This is a genomic window from Gelidibacter salicanalis (assembly GCF_016469035.1).
GTDB lineage: Bacteria > Bacteroidota > Bacteroidia > Flavobacteriales > Flavobacteriaceae > Gelidibacter > Gelidibacter salicanalis_A.
Window position 1 is genome coordinate 108,898 of the sequence record NZ_JAEHJZ010000018.1, and the last position, 24,510, is coordinate 133,407.

Genomic DNA, 24,510 nt, shown 5'->3' on the forward strand with positions numbered 1-24,510 from the left:
AATGTATGAAAAAACAAATCCTTTACGAAAAACAGCCCATTTTCGGTTTTAATTTAGGCAGGAAAATGAGGCTCTTCGTATTACTCATTCTTATGTCCCATTTTACCATTTGGGCCAATAATCACCCTCAGCAGACTATTACCGTTAAGGGTACCGTAACCGAAGCGGAAACGGGTATTCCTGTTATCGGCGCCAATATTCTAGAACAGGGTACTGGAAATGGTGTAATGACCGATTTTGATGGTTATTTTATAATAAATGTACGCGCTAACGCTACGTTAGTCGTTAGCTATTTGGGCTTTTCAACTCAGGAAATTGTGGTTAACGGCAAAACGGAAATTAATGTGGTTATGGAGGGCGAAGATTCTGTCTTGGACGAAGTTGTCATTATAGGCTACGGTACACAAAAGAAAGAAAGTGTAGTAGGCTCCATCGTGCAGGTCTCTGGGGAAAAACTGTTGCAGTCTGGCGGGGTGTCTACGGTAGGACAGGCGCTTACTGGGCGTTTGCCCGGTGTTACTACTATTTCTTCTACGGGACGCCCAGGAGAAGAGTCTCCTGATATTTATATTCGTGGAAGGAGTAGCTGGAACGGTAGTGGGCAGCCACTTATTTTGGTAGATGGTATTGAGCGGAGTATGAACGATGTCAATTCCAATGATGTGGAGAGCATTTCTGTATTAAAAGATGCCTCGGCTACCGCTGTATTTGGTGTAAAAGGAGCCAATGGGGTTATCCTTATCACTACAAAACGAGGTAAAATTGGTAAGGCACAACTTTCTTTAACGGCCAGTTCGACTTTGAAAGCGCCATCGAAATTACCTTCAAAATACGATTCTTATAATGGTATAAAAGCCGCCAATGAGTCTATTGAGCGTTCTGTCCCGGCTAATGAGGGGGCTTGGAGATATTATGTACCCGAGTCAATTGCAGATAGGTATAGGAATCCAATCAATGATACTGATAAGTATGTGTATCCCAATGTAGATTGGATAGACACGACACAAAAAGATTTTGCCATGGATTATAAGATGGATCTTTCCGTTAGAGGAGGTACCGAGTCTGTAAAATACTTTGGGGCTATTAACTATAACCACGTAGGGGATATCTATGACGCAGAGGCCTTTGATAGCGGAAGGGGGTATGCTACAGATTTTTCCTATGATCGTTTTAACTTTAGGAGCAATATAGATTTTGACGTAACCGAATCTACCCGTCTTTCCGTAAACCTTTCTGGGTATTATGGGGTTCAAGGTGGTCAGAGTGTTGATAGATCATTACTTAATAACAGTATTTACGAAATGGCACCAGATTTGTTTTATCCTTTGTATCCTGATGGTACTTTTGGGCGTGCAGTAGTCGATAGATACGATATCCTTAACCCTGCGGTTTCTTTGACAGCAAGAAGCGATACCAATGAACATAGGGTACAGGTAAATACCGATTTTGTTCTACAACAAAAATTAGACTTCATTACAGAAGGTTTAAGTTTTAGAGGTTCGTTTTCCTTTGATAACAACTTTAGAGGTAATGAGGGAATTAATGACCCTAAAATCGATGCAGATGACAATGTGACTTTCAAGATTTATAATGATGATGGAACGTTTTATTATGTGACCCCTCCGGGTGAAAATCAATTTGATTATGTGGTTCAGCCATGGTCTAGAAACGGTTTGAGTATTGATGATAATAATTCTAGTCGACGTTTGTTCTACCAGCTTTCTTTTAATTATGATCGTGTTTTTGGAGATAAACATACCGTAGGTCTGTTGGCTTTAATGAACAGGGAGGAGTATGCTATAGGAAATATGTTCCCAAGATATCGGGAAGATTGGGTGGCCCGAGCTACCTATAACTATGATAGCCGTTATTTTATTGATGTGAATGGAGCCTATAACGGATCGGAGAAATACGGGCCTGGTTTTAGGTTTGATCTCTTTCCTTCCGTGGCCATGGGCTGGATGGTAAGTAATGAAGGCTTTATGAGTGGTACCGACAGTTGGTTAAACAAGCTTAAGATTCGTGGTTCCTACGGTATAGTAGGTGATGATTCTTCAGGTGGAAGATGGGGCTATGTCTCCCAGTGGGGCAGTGGAGGAAGTGCTTATTTGAATAACAGTGACAAATGGAGTAGATCTCCCTACACGTTTTATAATGAAGCTACAATCGGAAACCCGAATCTGCAATGGGAGACCTCGCAGAAAGCGAATATCGGTTTTGAATTAGCTGTACTAAAAAATATGTTCACCTTAGACGTGGATTTCTTTAAGGAGGATCGTGATAATATCGTTATTCCTGCCAATGACCGGAGTGTTCCTAGCTTTTTTGGTTTTCAACCTGCGGATGCCAACCTAGGAAAAACATCTGTAAAAGGTATGGAGATGGTTCTAAATTATAAGCAACAGCTTACGGAGAATTGGAGTGTTAATGGAGATTTTGCCTATACCTTTACCAAGGATGAGATAATTTATAAGGAGGATCCTGCGCTTAGACCGTCGTATCAAAAAGCGGCTGGATATGCTATAGGTCAACCACGTGAAATAATAAGGGGAGATTTAATGATGAATTGGGATGATGTATATGGTTCCTATCCTCAGGAAAGTAACCAAGCTGCACGTAGACCTGGTTTCTATGATGAACAGGACTGGAACTTTGATGGGTTTGTAAGTGGAGAGTATGATCAAGCACCTTTTGGGTATACGGAACGGCCTCAGAATACTTTTAACTTATCCTTGGGGACTGACTACAAGAAATTTAGTTTTAGTGTTCAATTTTATGGGGTTAGCAATGCGTCCAGATCATATCAAGACAGGACATTTGTTGCAGAATCTCACTTGTACTTTGATTTTCTTTCCGACTATTGGAGCAAGGACAACCCTGATGGAGAACATGTTCTTAGTGGATTTAATAACACACAACACAGTACAGATTCTTATAGATATTGGTATGATGCCTCTTTTATAAAATTACAAAACATGGAATTTGCATACAGTTTTGGTTCCAAAGAAGGTAGCAGTTACAGGGTGTACCTAAACGGAAACAATTTGGCCTTCTGGTCGAAGCTTCCGGATGATAGATTGAGCAATGAAAATGGTAATTTTAGAGGAAGTTATCCTTCGTTTAGGAGAATTAATCTAGGGCTAAATATTAACTTTTAAGAGCGATTATTATGAAAAAAATATTTAAAATAATATGCTGCGTATTTTTGATAGGAACAATTTCTGTTTCCTGTGAAGATTACTTAGATAAGACAATTGAAACCGACCTAAGCATCAATGAAGTTTTCCAAGATTTTAATAATTCTCAAGGTTGGGTAGAGGAAATGTACGCTATGATGGTTGATTATGCCGGAGCTTTCTGGCAGTATTACGGCTATTATGGCGAAGAATCTGTGAATAATCGTACTTGGATGTTCGATTTTAGTGTAGATCAAGGTGATTACGGGAACTGGGCAACTCAAAGAGGTATGTTTCTGCTTGTGCAAGGTGGTGATAATTCTTCACCAAAGAATACTAATGCAGACTATCCTTTTGATAGAAGCTCTATTTGGGTAAGTAGCTGGCAAGGTATACGAAAAGCGAACATAGCCATTGAAAATGCAGAGACCTTAATGGTAAATGCTACGCAACAAGAAAGGGATGCCATTATGGGACAGTCCTATTTTTTTAGAGCGTTTTTTCATCATGAAATCATGAAATTCTGGGGTTCTATACCATATATAGACAGGGTTTTAGAGAACGATTGGCAGATACCAAGACCAGCAGAATGGTCTGAAACTGCATTGAAAATAGATGCGGATTTTGATAAAGCCATTGCGTTGCTTCCTGCAGATTGGGACGATGCAAGTTGGGCTCCTGGAGCGAAGACTAGAGGGCAGAATATGTTCCGTATTACCAAAGGTGCGGCCATGGCCATGAAGGGAAAGAATCTTTTATTTGCAGCTAGTCCATTAATGCAGGGCAGTGATAATACCTATGGATATAATAAGGAATTGAGTACAAAAGCCGCCGAAGCGTTGGCCAAGGTAATACAAATGCCTAGATATCAATTGGTGCCTTGGGATAATTATGGTTCTGTGTTCTATTCTGAGAATGGACAGTATCCTTATTCTTCCGAGTTTATTTTAAGTCAACCTGGAAACGTAGGTTGGTATCCTCGCTATTTGCCGTCTATATGGCAATTAACTGATGTTGCGATTAGTTCAGGTGATACTGGTGCAGCCCCTACCCACAACTATATCCATAATTATTTTGGAATGAAGGATGGTTTGGCATGTGATGATAGTCCTTTGTTCGATCCCCAAGATCCTTGGAAAAACAGGGATCCCCGTTTTAACAAATGGATTGTGGTAGATGGTGATCAGTTGATTGACAATATAGGAGCCGCTACAGGCGCTAATCAAGTACACCGATATGCCCAACTCTATAATGGTGGAGCACACCGTAATCCTAATCAAAATAAAGGTTCCCTAACAGGATATGGTATGAAAAAATGGTCTCCAAGAAATTTCAATAAGTTCGATAATGTAGAAGCATTTGGGTGGAGAGCTCATGTAAGGCTTACCGATGTATACCTCATGTATGCTGAGGCTGCTGTAATGGCTTATGGCTTAAATGGAAAAGCACCTGGGTTCAATTTGTCGGCAGTAGACGCCATCAACGCTATACGTGAACGTGCCGTTCCAGACGGTAGTTTAAATGTTAAACCACAGAATTTAACCAGTGTAAACAAGTTTATGGATGAGATCCGTAGAGAACGGGCCGTAGAAATGAGTTACGAAAACCACCGCTGGATGGATGTAAGACGCTGGAAATTGGGTACAGATATGAAATACCGATTGAAAACAGGTATCCGTTTTGACCGAAATTCCGCTGGAAAACCGATCAACTTCCAAGAAGAGATAATACGTACTAAAGTTTTTGATGAAAAACATTATTGGTTACCGTTTCCTCAGAATGATACGGAATTGTACGAAGGATTCCCACAAAACCCGGGATGGTAAAATCAAATCTGTTTTTACTATTTGTTAATATAAATAATCTATGACACACTTTAATAAATATAAAAAATCATTGTTGTTCAGTTGCTTCTCTGTAATGTTCTCCATTACATTAGCCGCTCAGGACAATGATCGAACCACAACCACCGATTCCATCGCAATAAGTACCAATAATTTGGTATCCAAGATTAGGGAAGAGGTAAGCCTAGGATTTCGGAACCGGGAGAATATAGACGTGGTCGGTGCGGTATCTACCATCGAGCCTGGCGATTTTCTTAAGTATGACAACACCCAATGGGTTCGTGATGCCTTGTCTGGCAGAATGACCGGGCTTAAGGGAAGCGACAACATTCGTGGTCTTGGTACTGCCTTGATCGTAGTAGATGGGATTCCGGGTAGGAGCATCGATTTACTCAATATGGAAGAAATCCAAGAAATTACCATTCTAAAAGATGCCAATGCAGTAGCGCTATATGGTGCCATGGGGAAGAATGGGGTTATCGTTGTAACCACTAAACGTGGTACGGAAAAGAAAGAGTTTAATGTAAGTGTTAGTTCGGGAATCAAGTTCCCTACAAGCATGCCAAATTATTTGGGTTCCGCCGAATATATGACACTTTTTAACGAAGCCAGAACCAATGATGGGCAGCTTCCGAGTTTTTCCGATGAGGTAATCGCCAATCATGCTAGTGGTATCAATCCTTACAGGTATCCTAGTGTAGATTTATACAGTAGTGATTACATGAAGGATTTTGCGTCTTTTTCTAATGTGGTGGCCGATTTTTCGGGAGCAGTAAATGATACCAGATATTATATCAATGTTGGTTTTAAGAGCGATCAAACCATACAGAATGTTACCGAGAACGATAAAGGTTCTAACCGGTTTAATGTTCGTGGAAATATCGATTTCCGAGTAAATGACTGGATCAAGAGTAGCTTTGATATGATTGCTATTATTGAACAGAATAAAACCTCTTTGACCAATCTTTACGATGCAGGTAACAATTTTAAGCCTAACCTATATGCTCCTTTATTACCTATAAGTGCTATAGATATCACTAATAATCCCGAATTAGAAGGAATATTGCAGGCCGCCAAAAAATTTGACGGATTCCTTATTGGTGGAAATCAGAATTTTAAAGACAATGTCCCTTTGGGTGTCGCATATGCTGGTGGGAGTAGAACCAACGTAGCAAGAATAAGTCAGGTAAACAATGCCATCGATTTTGACTTGAGTGCTATTACGGAAGGCTTATCGGCGAAAACGTATTTGAGTTTTGATTTTTATAATGTATATAATACCAGTAATATAAACCAGTTTGCCGCCTATGAGCCAACCTGGAACGATGAGGGTAAGATTGTAGGATTGGTAAACGTAAGGGAAAATGACCGTACAGGACTTACAGAAAATATTAGTTCGAATGTGTTTACCATTCGTTACGGTTTCTACGGGATGATTAACTATGAGAAGCAGTTAGGCGAAAATCACGCTATCAACGCTTCTTTAATAGGGCTTGCAAATAGCACTCAGGTTATAGACGAAGAACAATCCTCTAAGAATAGCCATTTAGGAATGAGCATTAACTATACGTACAAGAACAAATTGATGTTCGATTTTAATTCGTCCTACGTGAATTCCATAAAATTAGCCGAAGGCAATCGAGGTAAGTTTGCTCCCACATTGGGCTTTGCCTATGTGCTTACTGAGGAACCGTCTTTAAAGGATTCTTCTTGGTTAAATTATTTAAAACTACGATCTTCTATGGGCGTTGTTTATTCTGATTTTGGTATTGATGGATATTTTTTATATGATGCCATTTATCAACAAAGTGATCCTAATGGATACTATAATTGGGGAGATACCTCTTCTGGTTCTGGATTCAATAATCAATACACCACAATAGCCAGAGGACAGACCGATAATCTGAGAATGGAGAAAAGAATGGACTACAACCTTGGTTTCGAAGCCTTGATTGCTAAAAAACTATGGTTAGAGGCCAATGTTTTTAGATCCGATTTGACAGACCAAGTAAGTCAAGCATCCAATGCGTACCCAGAATACTATGGAGAGTTTAGTCCCTATGCTAATTTCAACGCTGATAAATATTCCGGTTTTGAATTTGGTGCCAACTATTTGGATCGTTTTGGTGAGTTTGGGATGAACATCGGTGCCAGGGTACTATACACCAATTCTACTAGAAGGAAGGTAGATGAAATAATTTATGCAGACGAGTACCAGTTTAGAAAGGGTAAAACTGTGAATGCTATTTTCGGCTTGGAGTCTATGGGATTCTTTGGTGAGGATGATTTTAACACGGATGGTTCCCTTAAGGCAGGTATACCTACGCAGTTCGGGGCATTACAGCCAGGAGACCTTCGTTATAGTGATATAAATAAGGATGGAATGGTAAACGATCAAGATCAAGTTTCTATCGGTCGATGGGATTCACCTTGGGCCTTTAGTTCTGATATTACCTTGGATTATGGTCCCTTTACGTTCTTTGCGCTCTTAACCGCCGAAGTTGGTGGTAATGGTGTAACCGATGGCAACTATTATCGCCCTCAAGGAGATCAAAAATACTCTGAAGTGGTTCGTGGGCGTTGGACTCCTGAAACAGCTAATACTGCAACTTTTCCAAGACTGTCTTCTTTGCCAAATACGAACAATTTTGCTAGGAACTCCACCTTTTGGTTGTATGACAATAGTAACTTTAGGTTGCAACGCGTACAATTGACATATGATCTACCAAGAAATTGGATAGACAAGATGAACATGGAGGATGTTAGTGTTTACGCCTCCGGATCAAACCTAGCGGAGATTTCAAAAAATAAGGACATTCGCGAACTGCAATTGAATAATAGCCCAATGTACCGTTACTATTCCTTGGGACTTAGAATGAAGTTTTAACTGAAAAAATAGATTTTGGACATGAATAAAATTTTTAAATATACAACGATAGCTTTCGTTCTTTTATCCGTAGGTGCTTGTACTATGTTAGAGCCCTTGGATGAAAATCTACAAGGGGAGAACCGATTGAATAATGACCCCATATTTGCCGAAGGGTTGCTGCTAAAAGGCTATGAAGGATTACCCAATCAGTATTCTTTTAGTGATGTAGCTACGGATAATGCGGTTAATAATAAGGTTAACGGTTATAGATTGATGGCTACTGGTGAATGGAGTGCGCAAAATGCATTTTCCAGCAGATGGGGTCAATACAAGCAAATCCTATACGTTAACAATTTCCTAGACGTTATTGATAATGTATCTTGGAAAACGGATGATGTGACCAATCAACTTTTTAAGGAAAGAATGCGAGGTGAAGCCATTGCGTTGAGAGCTATACAACATTTTTGGATTTTACAAGAACATGGCGGAAAGAGCACTTCAGGGGAATTATTGGGAATACCTTATATTTCGGAGTTCTTGCCTTATGATGCTGATTTTAATATACCAAGATTAGGCTTTCAAGAAACGGTGGCTCGTATCAATACAGATTTAGACGAGGCATTAACGTATTTGCCAATGGATTGGGATGGAGATCTCGCGAAACGCCCCTCAAGGTATGACAGTATTGATCCTGAAAGGTATCAGTTTGTTTTTGGTAATACCCAAGATGGTCGTGTTAGCGGAAGGATTATCAAAGCTATTCAGGCAAAAATGAATATGTTGGCAGCCAGCCCGGCGTTCTTGAACGGATCGGGAGATAACTACCAAAAAGCCGCCAATATCTTGGGGGATCTATTGAACGATAACGGAGGAGTACCTGGATTGGATCCTGACGGGTTGACCAATTTTTACGATTTCCCTAACGGTACCCGTGCATTTCCAGAAGTACTGTGGAGAGAAAATGTATATAGCTCCGCATGGGTAGAGGAAGCTAATTTTCCGCCTTCTTTAAATGGTGATGGAGCCGTAAATCCTACCCAGAACTTAGTAGACGCGTTTCCAATGTTGGACGGTAAACCGTTCTCTACTTCCCACCCGGATTACGATGCGGCCAACCCGTACACCAATAGAGATCCTCGTTTGGCTTTGTACGTATTGTACAATGGCAACGATCTTAATGGTAGAGTTATCAATACCGGTGTCGGTGGCGGTAGTGACGAGGTGGACAAGGTGCAAGAGAAATCTACACGTTCTGGTTTCTACATGAAGAAATTGGTAGCTCCTGATTTAGTAATCAGCAACGATGGGAGTACAACTACAACAGAAAAAATGAATATTTATTTACGATATACCGATCTGTATCTATTGATGGCTGAAGCTGCCAATGAATTGGGAGGTCCCGATAATATGGTAGATGGTATGAGTGCTCGTTCTATAATCGGAGCTATCCGATCCAGAGCCGGAGTAGGTCTAGGTAATGGAGATGCTTATTTGTCCAGTATCACTTCCAAAGCGGATATGCGAGAATTGATTAGAAACGAACGCAGATTGGAACTTTGTTTTGAAGGGTATCGTTTGTACGACCTAAGACGATGGGGTATTTTGAATACTATACCTAACGTTAAAGGAGCGAAATATAATGGGACCAATTATACAATATTAAATGTGGAACCTAGAATTTATGGTGATAACGCCAACTATGGCCCAATACCACAGAACGAGATAGTAAAATTTAACAAATTAGTACAGAACCAAGGGTGGTAACCTATTGTATAACCAGAAAATAAATAAGGTTTGGTTTAGGTTCCCGGTAGGTGCCGGGAACCTAAATCCAAAATATGTTTAATAATTAATTCTTCATTAATGAATATAAAAAATATAGTTTTATTAGTAGGTGTGCTAGTAACCTTATCATGTAGCAACACCGAACCAGAGTTTGATGATTACGAGTTTCAAGGAGCTTATTTTCCTTATCAAAATCCAGCCCGTACTCTTATACTAGGAGATTATGACTTGGCCTTTAACGATAACGACAATGATTACAGGTTTGAAATAACAGCCTTAATGACTGGGGTTTATAGTAACGATAAAGAGCGAAAAATCTATTTTGAAGTAGACAATAGTCTTTTGAACAACGTAGCTAATGTAAAGGCACTTCCTGCTGAATATTATACGTTTGAAACAGTAAGTCCTGTGTCTATTCCTTCAGGTTCTACCAAGGCAAGGATTCAGGTCCAATTACGTGATGCATTTTTTCAAGACACCTTGTCTTTTGGAAAGGTAAATACCACTAATTATGTAATTCCGTTGGTAATGACTAAGGCAGATAATTTGGATACCTTGTCCGTAGGGAGGAGTGTGGTCTCCAATCCAGATCGAGTAAACCCAGCTGATTGGGATGTGCTGCCAAAGGATTATACCTTGTTTGGAATTAAGTATATGAACAGGTTTCACGGTAACTACCTAAGAAGAGGTAAGGATATGATTACGGCTCCTACTTCTGAAGTAGGAAGGGTATATAGTGCAGATTTTGTAGAGAGAGATGAATTAACACTGTTAGAAACAGCAGGAATGGACAAGGTTAAATATCAAAATCTTATTGGCCGTGGCGAAAACTCTAGCCCAGGCAATGTTATTATGGAACTTTCCTTTAATCAGGATAACACTTGTACTATAAGTAGTTATAAGGACGATCCTTATGGGGTAACAGGTACTGGCCAATTTGTTGAAGACGGCGATTCTTTTGGAGGTAACCCAAAGGATGTAATTTATTTAAATTATACCTATACAGACGCCATTAACGCAGAGACACATACCGTAAACGATACTTTAGTAATACGGGATAGAACAGCCATTTTTGAAGAGTTTACAGTTGAACTTAAAGACCTATAGATAATGATAAAAAATATAAATGTTGTACTATTAAAGCTCGTGGCCATTGTATTGCCTTTGGTATTATTCTCCACGTCTTGTAGTAGCGATGAAGAAAGTGCCTATTCCAGATTAAGTGGAATTTCAATGAAAACGCAACCCAAAGTAAAGTATGTTTTGGGAGAAACATTGGACCTTACCAGTATGGTAATCACCTTAGGTGAAGGAGAGAATGTTGAAGATGTTCCTTATGATTCTTTTGAAGAAAAAGGGATTACCACAGAGCCTGCCAATGGAAAAGTATTAGATTTTTCTGATGAAGCCGTAACTATAAAGTTGGGTAATACAGGAAAAGGTATGATTCAAACGATAGAGGTTACTAACGATATTGTAGAGCTCATAGTTAAAACCGAACCTAAGTCAAATTATGTAAGCGGGGAGATGTTAGATTTATCGGAACTTGTAGTAACTACGGTTCAAGAGGATGGAACGACCACAGACGTGGCTTTTGCTGATTTTGGAAAAAAGTTCGGAACCACTCCAATGCATGGAGATATTCTGGCGGTAAATAATACAGGTGTTGTTATTTCCTATTTGGAATCAGAAGCAAAGGTTACTCAATCCATCGATGTAATCGCATTTGAACCGGTAAGCGCTACTTTAGTGATTGGTCCTACAAAAAACGTATACGAAGTAGGGGAAAGGTTGAACCTTGAGGGGACGGTAATTAATTATGTGCTTCCAGGTGGGCTGGAACTTGAGCTTTCTTTTGAAGATTTTGCTTCTTTCGGAGTTACGACCACGCCAGCCAATGAGGATAAATTGAAGGCTTCGGATAATGAAGTTCAAGCAATGACTGTTTCGGGAACCGTGGTAGGAATACCTATTACCGTAAACCAAATTAATGTTACCGGAATGACTCTGGAATTTGCACCAGACAAAACGCTATATGCGGATGGAGAATTGATAGATCTTAAAGGTCTAAGCGTAATCTTGGCCGTTACCGGAAAAGATGACATTATAGTTGCCTCGGAAGATTTTGATATCTATGGGGTTACTACAAACCCAGCAGAAGGAACAGCTTATGTAGATGGGACTACGGAAATCGTTGTTGGTTATCCAGGTATTGCAGATACTATTTCCATATCCTTGGGATCGGAGATCCTTTACGAATCTGATTTCTCTGGAGGTATCGATGGTTGGACCAATCAAGGTAATGATGGTGGTTCCTCTAATGTATATGCGAAAGATGGAGTTATGATTTCTGACAATGTTGTTCCAGGAGCCAACCCATGGTCCTTACAATTGTATAAGCCAAACTTTACCTTGGAGAAAGGTGTCAAATATAAACTTACTATAGAATTAATGGCTGTTCCTGGTGAAGGAGGTTTTAATTTTAGTTTTACCGTTGGTGATGGTGATGGACGTGACGGCTGGCAGCCTTACGGCTTGCAAGAGAGTTTATCACTTTCAGATTCAGAATCTACAAGAGAGTCCTATGTGTTTACTATGCCGAATAATACTACGGATAAAGCTAGGATCTTATTGGATAATGGATATCAAACCAACAGTGTTATAGTTAAGTATGTTAAGTTTGAAAAGTTATAAAATCTAATCAAAAACTGATTAGAGAGTTGAGGTGTTGGCTTCCTTAATTTTTGCCAGCATTAAACATTAAACCAATAATGTAATATTATAGTTTAGATAGATGGGTTAAGGCTAAAGGATGATGAAATCTATTAGTCTTGACCCTTTATCAATTTATGTAACATTGGAAAACAGGTAAACATTGTTTTATAAAGATTTTATAGGCAATGCTTTATTGAAAATAAGGCTATGTGAGGATACTAATAATGAGTTCTGCTCTGCTGTTTTCTGTATCAAAAATGCGGCATAGTTGTTTTTATAAAATAAAATAAAATATAGATCTTTATAAATTTAAATAAAAAAAAAAAAAATGAACAATAACAATTTCTTAAAGCATTTTCTAATAGTGTTATGCTTAACTTCTACACTATTAAGTTTTGCTCAAAAATCAAAAATTAGTATGCCTGATGGTCGTATTGCTTTTAGTTCTGATGGCAATTTACATGATTCAGACGATTGGGGAGCAACCGCTTTTTCACTAGCACTTTTGCATTATGCAGATTTAGAAAAACGCTTTGTACACTATGATTATAATAATCATTTAGGAGATTCTAGAGAAAGTTGGGAGAAAATGATGGATGAGGCTGCCAAAGGTGGTGCTAAACGTTTTGGACTCGATGTTTCTAAAGTATTTAATGACCAAACTGAAAAGGAAGCTGCAATAGCCAATTTTGTTAAAGAAGCTAAAAAAAGCAGTAAAAATAATCCACTTTGGTTTATCTGCGCTGGTCCAATGGAAATGGCTTATAGCTTAATAGAATCTACTCCAGAAAATAAACGCCAATTTATTTATGCCATATCTCATAGTACATGGAATGAAGATCATACCCATGGAGCAAATGAGAAAACCTGGGCAGATATGAAAAAGGATTTTCCGGCGGTAACTTATTATGATATTATTGACCAAAACAATGCAAATGGTGAAGATGATTTTCAATCACATATAAACAACTGGAAATGGCTAAAAAATAGCTCAAATAAAAATTGGCAATGGTTATACAATATAGATGATACCTACCAAGTAGATGAGTTAGAGACTTGGAGTTCTAATACGGAAAAACATTTTGATATTTCTGATACGGGTATGACTTATTGGTTAATTACTGGAGGCCCAAACAATGGTAACGAAAAGGCAGGGTGGAAAGAAGTGAAAGCTCTTTTTGAAAACAAACCCATCGAAATGACTAGTGCAACACCAGATGTTAAACTAACCTCTAGCGATTATATTTTTATAGAAGCAGAAAACACGACTTCCAATTTACAAGAATGGAACCTTTTAAAAAAGGGAGATGCTCATTACACTGAAAAAGCTTCTGGTTTTGCGCATATTGAATTTACAGGTAATATGGCGAATACGGGAGAACCAAATTCACCTTTAGAATACACTTTTGTAGCACCTAAAGATGGGAATTTTAGGTTATTAATGATGAGCAGTAAGCGATTGGAAGGCGTACAAGGCGATTGGTGTAATGATGGTTTTGTTAAAATGAAAGGTGATTTTACCTCAGAAACAAATTTATCTAAAGCGGAACTAGAAGATTATATTAAATATTTTCAAGAAGGGAGTACAAATACACCAGAATTAGAATGGCATTGGGGACAACGCGCAGAAAAAGGGACACATATGTTTTTTAATTTAATCTATGGACTTAAAAAAGGAGAACAATATACGTTAACCTTAGCAGGCCGATCAAAACGGTTTAGTGTTGATTATGTCGTGTTTTATGATGCTGATAAATTCAGTTTAATTGATGCCAAAGCACTTTCTAAAAATCAATAACCATAATATTGGGTACCATGTAAATAGCGTTACCGATACTGTCTTTGCTGCTGGTCATAATGCCGGAGGTATTTTTTTTACAGGGAAAGGCAAGTTTTCTTCAGAAAATCATTGGACGATGCAAGACAAAGATCTCAATGGTAATAAAACAATGAAGGTTGATTTTAACTTTCAAAATTATACGGATGTTATATTGGAAGGATTTGATAATGAAAATCATAGTTTATGGAAAACTAGATACATTAAAAATAATCCTAAAGACAAAAATATTGGTATTCAGCTCGTTTCTGTTCATGACGATATGCTTAAAAATCCAGAAGAAACCTTAACTCAATTAGGTAGAATGGGCTATAGCTATGTTGAAACCTTTGTATATAAAAACGGTGGATTTTATGGTCAAAGTCCTGAACAGTTTAGAGCTACTGTTGAAAAATCAGGAATGAAATTTTTGGGTTCTATGACTTTTTTCGATCCTGAAGACAAAAATGATGATGCCGCAATCAATGTCTGGTGGAATAAAACGATACAAGACCATAAAATAGCTGGTGTTGAATATCTATCTACTTCAAATAGCAAATTAAAAGGTATTAAGACGATCAAAGAACTTCAAGAATATTGTAATTATTATAATAAAGTTGGAAAATTGTGTAAGAAGAACGGACTTAAGTTTGTGTATCATAATCATGCCGATGAATTTTTAAAGGTAGAAGGCGTAACGGTTTATGATTATTTTCTTCAAAACACCAATCCTGACTATGTCTATTTTCAATCTGATTTATATTGGATGCAGAGGGGAGGAGTTAATCCTATCGATTATTTTAAAACCTATCCCAACCGATTCATTAGTTGGCATGTCAAAGATTATAAAGAATTAGGCGAAAGTGGTAAAATAGATTTCAAGGATATTTTTAACTATCAAAAAATAGCTGGAGTGCAATATATCTTGTCTGAAGTTGAAGATTATAGTTTTCCGTCTTTGTATAGTGTTGGTTTAGCTTGGGATAATGTTTATTATGAATTATTAAAATAAACGTTTGAGAATGAGACCTTTTACAATGAAGTACTTTTTAGTAACGCTATGTATCCTTTTTATGATTAAAGCGAATGCACAAGATCAGTTTCGTGTTTTATTGTTTGCCCAACATGATGATTGGCATTACAATACCATCCCTGCTGCTATTCAAGCTTGGAGTTGGGTTTAACCATTCGCCCAACACGTGGTGTTAATCTAAGCAGCGGGTACACGCATTCCAAAGTAACTGCTTAGAATAGTCGGTTTTACACCAATTTATTCCAGTTAGCTATTGGCCTTGATTTCACACCTGATATTTCGTTTTAGTCAAACATTCAGTTCGATGATGTAAGTGAGATTCTGGGGTCTATCTACGCGGTTTCGATGGATTATTACACTTGGCACCGATATTTATTGTGAGTATAACCACAATTGGCTAAACGATTCGGCATTGAATAGAACACTTTTTACAGTAGAGCAGGGAGCGATGATGAAAGTAATTTATACCTATCGTTTTTAGATGAATTTTGGTTTTATCGAAATCAAATAGACAAAGAGGTCGGCTGAGTCCAGTTTATTCATGAAAGGCACAGTCAAAATATCATGACTACTTCCTAAGGAGGTAGTTTTTAAAGAGAAAACTAACAAAAGAAAACAAAATGAAAAGAGAACTTACCTTGGCAATCTTAAGAAAATGGATTTATTTTCTTTCACTTCTCTATACGGTTGATGGAATTGCCCAAGAAGAATCAAAGAAATCTCTTAAACTTTACATTGATTGTGATTGTGAGCAGAACTATATCCAACAGGAGATAATCTTTGTGGACCACGTAAGAGACCAAGCTCTAGCCAATATAAAACTTTTTATTTATGATATTGCCAATGGCAGCGGTGGCCGAACCTATACATTGGACTTTAATGGATCAGGCGATTATAAAGAAATTATAAACGAAAAATCTTTTGATACCAACACAAACATGTCTCCCGACGATATTCGTAACGGTCTAGTAGAAAAAATAAAATCGGGACTGCTCAAATATGTTATGGAATCAAATCTGGTGGACAAGGTCGTTTACAAGATTTCGGACGAAGGCCTTGCGGAACGCCAGGATATTGATTTTAACGACCCTTGGGACAATTGGCTATTTGAAATTTATGGTGAAGTCGAGTTGGACAAGGAATCGAGCAAAAAGAAATTCGAATATGAGCTGGGATTAAAAAGTGATCGTGTCACCGAGAAATGGAGAATTCGGACAGATCTTCAACTGAAACAGGCCAATAACAGATTTGCCAGTGAAGACGAAACGTTTACCACCGACCGCGCTATGTACTCAGTCGAAGGAAGTGTTGTACGAAGTATCTCCGGTCACTGGTCCATAGGTATATTCACGAGCGCGCTCCATGACACTTTTAAGAACCTCGATTTCCGTTACTCTGTTTCCCCAGCTGTCGAATACAGTATATTTCCGTACAACGAGGTGCTCAGGAGGGAAATTACTTTTGCCTACAAAATCGGATATTTTCATAACGATTATATCGAACCTACCCTGTTTTTTCAATCGCAGGAGGGTATATTCAATCATTCTCTGCAGGTTGAGTTACGATTTAGACAACCTTGGGGAAACTTGGATTCAAAATTGAAGGGCTCCAGTTTTTTAAAAGATTTTTCAAAGAATAGTTTGCAACTTAATAGTAGTATATCAGTTCGAGTGTTCAAAGGACTGGCAGTAAGGTTTTCAGGAAATTTCGAAATTGTCCATGATCAGATTAACCTTTCTGGCGGCAGTGCCTCGATAGAAGATATCCTGTTGCAACAGAAGCAGATAGCAACGGACTTTGAGTTAAACTTAAGCATTGGGCTGAGCTATACTTTTGGTTCTGCGTTCAATACTATAATCAATAGCCGGTTATAGCTTTCCACCTCTATTTAGTGTTGGTCTAGCTTGGGAATATATTTATTATGAATTATTAAAATAAACGTTTGACTATGAAACTTTTTACAATGAAGTATCTTTTATTAACTATAAGTTTCCTTACAATGATTAAAACAAATGCGCAAGACCAGTTTAGTGTTTTATTGTTTACCCAACATGATACTTGGCATTACAATACCATCCCTGTTGCAGTTCAATCTTTTGAAGAAATGGCAGTAGAAAATCAGTTTAAGTTTGATTGGACACAAAGGCCTGATGATCTAATAGAAAAATTACCAGAATATGATGTAGTCATATTTATGAACGCCAATGCCAATTTTTTGACGCCAACGCATATGATTGCTTTAAAAGCATTTATGAAACGAGGAGGAGGCTTTGTGGGCATACACGGAACAGCAGATGGTGAAAACGAAAATGCTTGGTTTGATGATCTTGTTGGAGCGAAATTTGTTAATCATCCAAAATTGCAAGCAGCAATTGTAAACGTAGAGAATAGTGATTTTCCAGCAACATGGCATCTGCCAAATAAATGGCTTCGTAGTGATGAGTGGTATAATTTTGAAAATATGAATTTAGTTAAGCTAAATATTCTACTGACTGTTGATGAAGCTTCTTATGATTTTACTGCGGGTTATGATGCTATCCCCTTGAAAGGTATGGGAAAGATGCATCCTATTTCATGGTATCAAGAGTATGAAGGAGGAAGATCGTTTTATACGGCTTTGGGCCATAAACCAGAATCGTTTAAAGATAAAAACTTTTTAAACCACATTTTTGGTGCTATTTATTGGGCTAAAGGCGATTAATTCCATTAAGAATATATGAGAACTAAATCAAAAAAACAGACTTATAACTATTGTCTAAATGTAATTATCATCAGTTTGCTTCTGATAATAAATATATCTTGCCAAGCGCAGAAGAACCTAAATACAGCAATAATTGCCGATGGTGCGCAACTTACTTTAGTGGCTGATGGTTTCGAATTTACAGAAGGTCCTGCCGCGGACAAAGAAGGCAATGTCTATTTTACAGATCAACCCAATGACCGCATCCTAAAATGGAACGCTATTGATAATACGGTTTCAGATTATATGAAACCATCGGGTCGTTCCAACGGACTTTATTTTGACAACCAAGGAAATTTATTGGCCATTGCCGATGAACAGAATGAAATATGGTCTATTGATGTAGATAAAAAAGTAACCGTGCTTCTTGCTAATTTTGAAGGTAAAAAATTCAATGGTCCCAATGATCTTTGGGTGGATAACAAAGGAGGTGTTTATTTTACTGATCCCTATTACCAACGTTCTTGGTGGGAGCACAAAGAAGATCAACAAAAATATAGAAGAATTTATTATATAACACCAAATAGTACTAGTGTTAGGATTGTGGCAGATGATAATTTTATTCAACCTAATGGTATTATAGGGTCTCCAGATGGTAAAACACTTTATATCGCCGACATTGGAGCAGATAAAACGTTTGCTTATCAAATTAATGATGAAGGAACTCTTTCTAATAAAAAGTTATTTGTAAATAAAGGATCGGATGGGATGACTTTGGATAATATGGGTAACGTTTATCTAACAGGAAACGGAGTAACTGTTTTTAATTCTGAAGGGAAACAAATCGAAAAAATAGAAGTGCCTCAAGACTGGACTAGTAATGTTACCTTTGGTGGGAAAAATCAGAACATACTCTTTATAACGGCATTAAATTCTGCGTATACACTAAATATGAATGTTAGTGGTGAAAGATATTAATCATATATTCTTATTCAAAAAAAGAGTTACTATCAACGGTTATAACTCCTTTTATCAAACTAAACACTAACTAATCAATATATGGCTTTAGCGGAACAATAGGTCCGTCTTCATTATAAATTATTTCAGCTAATTTAATAGATCTTAAATGGGTGACTCCTTTCGAAAGCGAGGAGTCATGGTAAAATAAATACCATTTTTTATCTACTTCACAAATAGAATGGTGTGAAGTCCAACCAACCACAGGTTCTAATAGTATCCCTTTGTAAGTAAATGGACCATAAGGATTATCACCTATTGCATAACAAATAAAACAAATAAGATGTGTATCACCGGTAGAATAAGAGAAATAATAGCTACCGTTGTATTTGTGCATCCAGGAAGCTTCAAAAAAGCGTCTACAGTTATCTCCAGCTAATAGTAAATTACCCTCCGCGTCTAAAATTTCTAGTTGTTTTGGAGGTTCAGAAAATTCCAATAAATCATCCGTCAGTTTTGCGACAAGTGGTAATAATGCAGGCTCATTATCTTTAGGAATGAAGGCAGTAGGATTTTTAGGCTCATTTGGATTAAAACTTTCAGTTCTCCAACGTTGTAATTGGCCGCCCCAAAGACCTCCAAAGTACATATAATAGTTGCCATCATCATCTTTAAAAACAGCAGGGTCTATGGAGAAACTGCCTTTAATTGCTTCGGGTTGTGCTGTAAATGGACCTGTCGGTGAAGCACTTATGGCGACGCCAATTCTAAAGATTCCATCATAAGCTTTCGCCGGAAAAAACAAATAGTATTTGCCATCTTTTTCATGAGCATCTGGAGCCCATAGCTGTTTTTCAGCCCAAGGAATATCGTCAACATGGAGCGCTAAACCGTTATCTATAGCTTCACTATTTATGGAATCCATAGAAATAACATGGTAATCTTCCATTGCAAAATGACTTCCCAAATCATCAAAAGCTTCTCCTGCATCGATATCATGGGATGGGTAAATATATATTTTTCCATTAAAAACATGCGCCGATGGATCTGCAGTATAGATGTGAGTTATTAGGGGTTTAGAAATTGCTTTTTTGTTTAATCTATAGAATTCCCCGAGGCTCTGCCTCGGAGGTTTTAAAGGAAAGTTTGAAAACGGATGGTTTTCATTAAATGTTAAAACTTTCTTCCGTTGAATACCCCGACGGCTCTGCCTCGGGGATTATTTATTTCTGTAAAGTCAATATGTTTAACAGTATCTTCTGGCATTGTATTAAAATTTTAATTAATTCTTCTTTCATTTAAATCCTTTTCAATTTGTACTTCCATGTTTTTATTTATTTCATAGAAGAACAAAAGTCCAGTACCTACTAAAAAAGGAATTGCAGCGTAAATACTAACAAGCATTTTTGTACCCATAATTGCGCTGTCCGATTGTATTGGAAGATCCGCACTATATCCATAACTACCTAAAATACCCGTAACAAGCGCACTACCAATGCTTAATCCACCCTTTAAACCAACCATCATTGCTGAAAATATAATAGCTGTGGCGCGGCGGTTTGTTTTCCATTCAGAATAATCCGCTACGTCTGCAATCATTGCCCATAAAAGAGGAATGGTAATTCCGTAGAAAAAACCGTGAAATATTTGTGATAGAAACATCATACCAACAGCAGTTGATGGAATGATATAAAAAGCTAAAATGAATAATGTTGAAACAAATAAGAAGATTCCAAAGATGTTACGTTTTCCATATCTATCAGCTAAACCTTTGGAAAACATAATCCCTACAATCATAAAGCTAATGCCACCGGCATTAAATAATCCGAAGCCAGCAGAAACGGGATTTCCGCTAAAAAAATTGAATCCAATTCCTGATAAAAATGCCAAAATAGGTTCTAAAAATTGTGTCAACGCAGTTTCATCAACGTAGTTTTCAAAATAATACACATACGAGCCTCCTTTGATTGCTAAGGTTATAAACACCAACGCGGTTAAAACAAGCATGAGTATCCAAGGTCTATTTTTTACTAAATCTCCTATGTCTTCTTTAAGAGTTGATTTTTGTTCAGGTTTAGGAACAATACGTTCTTTTGTAGTGAAAAATGTTATTAGCAACATAGCAGATCCAATAATTGCCAACCAAGTCATTACTATTTCAATTCCCACAGCTTTGTCTCCACCACCAGCAGTTTCAATTATTGGCAACATAAATACTTGAACAAAAAATTGAGCTACCATTACAGCCACAAAACGATACGATGAAATGCTGTTACGTTCACCCATATTACCCGTAATGACACCACTTAAAGCCGAATAGGGCAAATTATTGGCGGCGTATAGCATCAATAAAAGGGTATAGGTAATTACGGCATAAATAACTTTTCCTTTGTAACTAAAATCTGGAGTGCTAAAGGCAAGTAAAGCCACAATACCCAATGGTACTGCCGTCCATAAAATCCAAGGACGAAATTTACCCCATCTGGTATTGGTTCTATCGGCAATTGCACCCATAATTGGATTAAAAGCAAAAGCTGCAACGAGACCTACCGATAGTATGATTATGGAAGCATCATTGGGTTTTAGACCGTAAATGTCTGTATAGAAATAGGCCAAATAAGTCATTAATGTTTGGAAAACAAGGTTTGCTGCCAAATCTCCAAGACTATATCCTATTTTTTCTTTTACTGATAACTTTTGCACATTAGTCGTCATGATTTTATTTATTTTTTAAGGCTAATACACTGAGATAGGCTTTTTTAGGTTCATAGTTTCTATCAAACAATAATGGGTGATTTGTTCTGCCTTTTATGGGCCAATTATTTAACCAAGATTGTCCATCATTAACTCCCCAAAATGTTACTCTATCTATTTTATCCTTATGTTTAAGGAAAAGTTTAAAAATATCTTCATAACGTTTGGCTAATTGAGTTTGCGCTGAATCTGAAAGTTTTTCTGGATATGGGTTCATTTTTGGGTCGTTCTCAAATTGTTCATAACTTTGCTCGACAGCAGCACCGTTTAAATCCCAAGGGTTAGGAAGTACGGTAACGTCTAATTCGGTAAAACTAATTTTAACACCCAGATTGGAATAAGCAATAATACTATTCTCAATATCTTCTATAGATGGACCTTCTAAGCTCCAATGGGCTTGCATGCCAACCCCATCTATTTTAATACCCTGCTCTTGCAGTTTTTTTACAAGTCTTACTACACCAGCTCTTTTTTCTGGTTTCCAAAGATTATAATCATTGTAAACTAATTTTGCATCAGGATCGGCTTTAGCAGCTAAATTAAATGCAAGCGCTATGTAATTATCGCCCATAACTTCATAAAAATGTGAAGTTCTTAAGCTGCCATCTTCATTTAAAGCTTCGTTTACCACATCCCAAGTATCTATCTTACCTTTATATCTTTTTACAATAGTATTTATATGATTCTCTATATTTTTTGCCATTGTAATGCTGTCTTTTACATCTTGCATCCATGGAGCCAACTGGCTGTGCCAAACTAGGGTGTGACCAACAATATTCATGTTGTTTTTTTGTCCAAGTGCTACATATTTATCGGCAACATCAAAATAGAATGTATCTTTTTGTGGATGAATTTGTTCCCATTTCATATCGTTTTCAGGAGTAATGGAATTAAACTCTTTTATAAGAACTGTATTTGTTAGAGAATCTGTTTGATTTATTTGGGAATTACTGATGGCAGCTCCTATTAAGAAATCGTTTTTAAATGATTCTTTAAGGGAAGTAAGTTGTGCAATGGAGTCTTCTTTTTCTGTATTGTTTTTACAATTTAAAAAAACTGTAAAAGCTATCATAATGGAAAATAGTGTCGTTAGTTTATGAGTCATAATTATGAAATTATTTTAAATTTTTTTTTATAAAATTAATTTGCTTAAAACTACTTTTAAGCAGTTTAGCGTAATAAAAGAAAATCGACAAATCTTAAAACAATTGTTGCATTTTCTGATATTTAGTGGCATTAAAGAGTATTTAAATAAAAGCATGACTAATTTCCTTTGATTTCACGATTGGTTTAAATTGAAATAACCAATTAATTTTTGGTTGTTAATAATGATGATAAACCAATAGTCGAGGCCACAAGTATTCTCCTCCATCATTTAGATGGTTTCAAAATTTACTGGTTGTTCTTGACGTAGAAGTTACTTTTTATATGATTTTTTTGGTGCTGAAAAAAGCTATGACTCATTCTCTTTAAACTCTATCGTCCAAACCTGTGACACATCATTTTCGCAAATTGGACCTAAGCGTAAATCTGATTGTTATTTTATTGACTTACATCAAAAAATTTGACTTGAGATAACATTAGTTTTGCAATTGAAATAATAAAAAAACAAATGGTACTTACAGAATTAGATAGATTAAAAATATTTGCAAACGACAGTCAAGAACGATTAGAAAAAGCATTAATAAATCTTCAAAGTGGAAAGGGAATTATCTTAATAGATGATGAAGACAGAGAAAATGAAGGAGATTTAATATTCTCTGCTCACAATATGACTAATAATCAAATGGCACTCATGATTAGAAAATGTAGTGGTATTGTTTGTCTTTGTTTGACTAATGAAAAAGCTAACTTACTTAACTTACCTTATATGGTAAAGGAAAACACAAGTAGTTTCCAAACACCTTTTACCATTTCTATTGAAGCAAAAGAAGGTGTGACTACAGGAGTTTCTGCCAAAGACAGATTGAAAACCATCCAAGTTGCCTGCAATGAAATCGCTAAAAGCAATGATTTAGCGAGGCCTGGTCATATCTTTCCTCTAAGGGCTAATAATAATGGCGTCCTTGAAAGAAAAGGTCATACTGAAGGTAGCGTAGATTTAATGAAATTAGCAGGCTTAAAACCAGAAGCCGTACTGTGTGAATTAATGAACGACGACGGGACAATGGCTAATGCAGACACGATTACACAATTTGCAAATGAGAACGATTTGATTGTCCTAAACATAAAGGATATTATTCATTACCGTAAATTTGTAAGAGACTACAAATAAATGGCAAACTATATTGAACTCACTAAATTCATAAAAAAGAATATTAATATTGAAGACAAAGATTTAAAAATCGTGTTATCTTATTTTAAAACAATAAAAAAAAGTAAAAATGACATTTTACTTTCAAATGGAAAAAACAGTCAGGTGAGTTATTTTGTAAAAAAAGGTTGTTTAAGACTATTTTACATTGATGAGGAGGGGAAAGATGTTACACGTTATATTGCATTTGAGAATCAATTTGCTACAGAACTTGTTAGTTTTATAACAAATGAACCTGCACAAGAAACTATTCAAGTCATTGAAAATAGTGAACTTTTATACATCACTCACGATGACTTCAGGCATCTCATGATAATTGTTCCCAAATGGAGAGATTTTTATAATATCTATTTAGAAAAAGCATATGTTAATAATTCGAAAAGATTACACTCATTTACCGCGCTAGATGCATCAGAGCGATACAAGCAATTGTTTAAAATTAACCCAAATATTGTGAAACGTCTACCCAATAAAACAGTCGCTTCTTATATCAATATATCTCAAGAAACTTTGAGTCGGATAAAATCTAAAATCTGATTCCGAAAAGGAATAATTTCATTGTATTGC

Annotated in this window: 17 protein-coding genes; 14 read left to right on the forward strand and 3 right to left on the reverse strand. The window is 36.9% G+C overall.

What is annotated here, in order from left to right; all coding sequences use genetic code 11:
* Positions 1–5 precede the first annotated feature (5 nt).
* From JEM65_RS08395 to JEM65_RS08450, 12 genes are all read left to right on the forward strand, one after another.
* Positions 6–3,158, forward strand: coding sequence for a SusC/RagA family TonB-linked outer membrane protein (locus tag JEM65_RS08395; RefSeq protein WP_199598498.1), 3,153 nt, complete (start codon positions 6–8; stop codon positions 3,156–3,158).
* An 11-nt stretch (positions 3,159–3,169) separates the two neighbouring features.
* Entirely contained in the window at positions 3,170–5,002 is a 1,833-nt protein-coding gene (locus tag JEM65_RS08400; protein WP_199598499.1) for a RagB/SusD family nutrient uptake outer membrane protein, read from the forward strand.
* 40 nt (positions 5,003–5,042) lie between these two features.
* On the forward strand, positions 5,043–7,907 hold the full coding sequence (locus tag JEM65_RS08405; RefSeq protein WP_199598500.1) for a SusC/RagA family TonB-linked outer membrane protein: 2,865 nt from the start codon (positions 5,043–5,045) through the stop codon (positions 7,905–7,907).
* Between the two features lie 21 nt (positions 7,908–7,928).
* Positions 7,929–9,653 (forward strand): RagB/SusD family nutrient uptake outer membrane protein, encoded by a 1,725-nt coding sequence (locus JEM65_RS08410; RefSeq protein WP_199598501.1) that lies wholly within the window; start codon positions 7,929–7,931, stop codon positions 9,651–9,653.
* Between the two features lie 99 nt (positions 9,654–9,752).
* On the forward strand, positions 9,753–10,781 hold the full coding sequence (locus tag JEM65_RS08415; protein WP_199598502.1) for a DUF5627 domain-containing protein: 1,029 nt from the start codon (positions 9,753–9,755) through the stop codon (positions 10,779–10,781).
* A gap of 3 nt (positions 10,782–10,784) precedes the next feature.
* Positions 10,785–12,368, forward strand: coding sequence for a carbohydrate binding domain-containing protein (locus JEM65_RS08420; RefSeq protein ID WP_199598503.1), 1,584 nt, complete (start codon positions 10,785–10,787; stop codon positions 12,366–12,368).
* Between the two features lie 349 nt (positions 12,369–12,717).
* Positions 12,718–14,187 (forward strand): hypothetical protein, encoded by a 1,470-nt coding sequence (locus JEM65_RS08425; protein ID WP_199598504.1) that lies wholly within the window; start codon positions 12,718–12,720, stop codon positions 14,185–14,187.
* On the forward strand, positions 14,159–15,217 hold the full coding sequence (locus JEM65_RS08430) for a sugar phosphate isomerase/epimerase family protein (protein WP_199598505.1): 1,059 nt from the start codon (positions 14,159–14,161) through the stop codon (positions 15,215–15,217). Before JEM65_RS08425 ends, JEM65_RS08430 begins: the two co-directional genes overlap by 29 nt.
* A 10-nt stretch (positions 15,218–15,227) precedes the next feature.
* Positions 15,228–15,389, forward strand: a complete 162-nt coding sequence (locus JEM65_RS08435) for a hypothetical protein (protein WP_199598506.1) — start codon at positions 15,228–15,230, stop codon at positions 15,387–15,389.
* Positions 15,390–15,858: 469 nt separating this feature from the next.
* Positions 15,859–17,112 (forward strand): DUF481 domain-containing protein, encoded by a 1,254-nt coding sequence (locus JEM65_RS08440; RefSeq protein WP_199598507.1) that lies wholly within the window; start codon positions 15,859–15,861, stop codon positions 17,110–17,112.
* Between the two features lie 74 nt (positions 17,113–17,186).
* Entirely contained in the window at positions 17,187–17,939 is a 753-nt protein-coding gene (locus JEM65_RS08445; RefSeq protein ID WP_199598508.1) for a ThuA domain-containing protein, read from the forward strand.
* A 15-nt stretch (positions 17,940–17,954) separates the two neighbouring features.
* Positions 17,955–18,896 carry an SMP-30/gluconolactonase/LRE family protein gene (locus JEM65_RS08450; RefSeq protein ID WP_199598509.1) on the forward strand — a complete coding sequence of 314 codons (942 nt, stop codon included), beginning with the start codon at positions 17,955–17,957 and terminating at the stop codon, positions 18,894–18,896.
* 70 nt (positions 18,897–18,966) lie between these two features.
* Here JEM65_RS08450 and JEM65_RS08455 read toward each other — a convergent pair whose 3' ends face one another.
* The 3 genes from JEM65_RS08455 to JEM65_RS08465 all read right to left on the reverse strand — a co-directional run bounded on the left by JEM65_RS08455 (position 18,967) and on the right by JEM65_RS08465 (position 22,734).
* Positions 18,967–19,824, reverse strand: coding sequence for a glycoside hydrolase family 43 protein (locus tag JEM65_RS08455; RefSeq protein ID WP_233530583.1), 858 nt, complete (start codon positions 19,822–19,824; stop codon positions 18,967–18,969).
* Between the two features lie 329 nt (positions 19,825–20,153).
* A complete protein-coding gene (locus tag JEM65_RS08460) occupies positions 20,154–21,590 on the reverse strand; it encodes an MFS transporter (RefSeq protein WP_199598510.1) in 1,437 nt (478 codons plus the stop codon).
* Between the two features lie 4 nt (positions 21,591–21,594).
* Positions 21,595–22,734 carry an endo-1,4-beta-xylanase gene (locus JEM65_RS08465; RefSeq protein WP_233530584.1) on the reverse strand — a complete coding sequence of 380 codons (1,140 nt, stop codon included), beginning with the start codon at positions 22,732–22,734 and terminating at the stop codon, positions 21,595–21,597.
* A 507-nt stretch (positions 22,735–23,241) separates the two neighbouring features.
* Between JEM65_RS08465 and ribB the strand changes: the two genes are divergently transcribed.
* Together ribB and JEM65_RS08475 are read left to right on the forward strand one after the other, a co-directional pair.
* The gene (ribB, locus tag JEM65_RS08470; RefSeq protein WP_199598511.1) at positions 23,242–23,904 is read left to right on the forward strand and encodes a 3,4-dihydroxy-2-butanone-4-phosphate synthase; all 663 of its coding nucleotides are present in this window, start codon (positions 23,242–23,244) and stop codon (positions 23,902–23,904) included.
* Complete coding sequence (locus JEM65_RS08475) at positions 23,905–24,480, forward strand: Crp/Fnr family transcriptional regulator (RefSeq protein WP_199598512.1); 576 nt, start codon at positions 23,905–23,907, stop codon at positions 24,478–24,480. It begins immediately after the preceding gene.
* Positions 24,481–24,510: the final 30 nt, after the last annotated feature.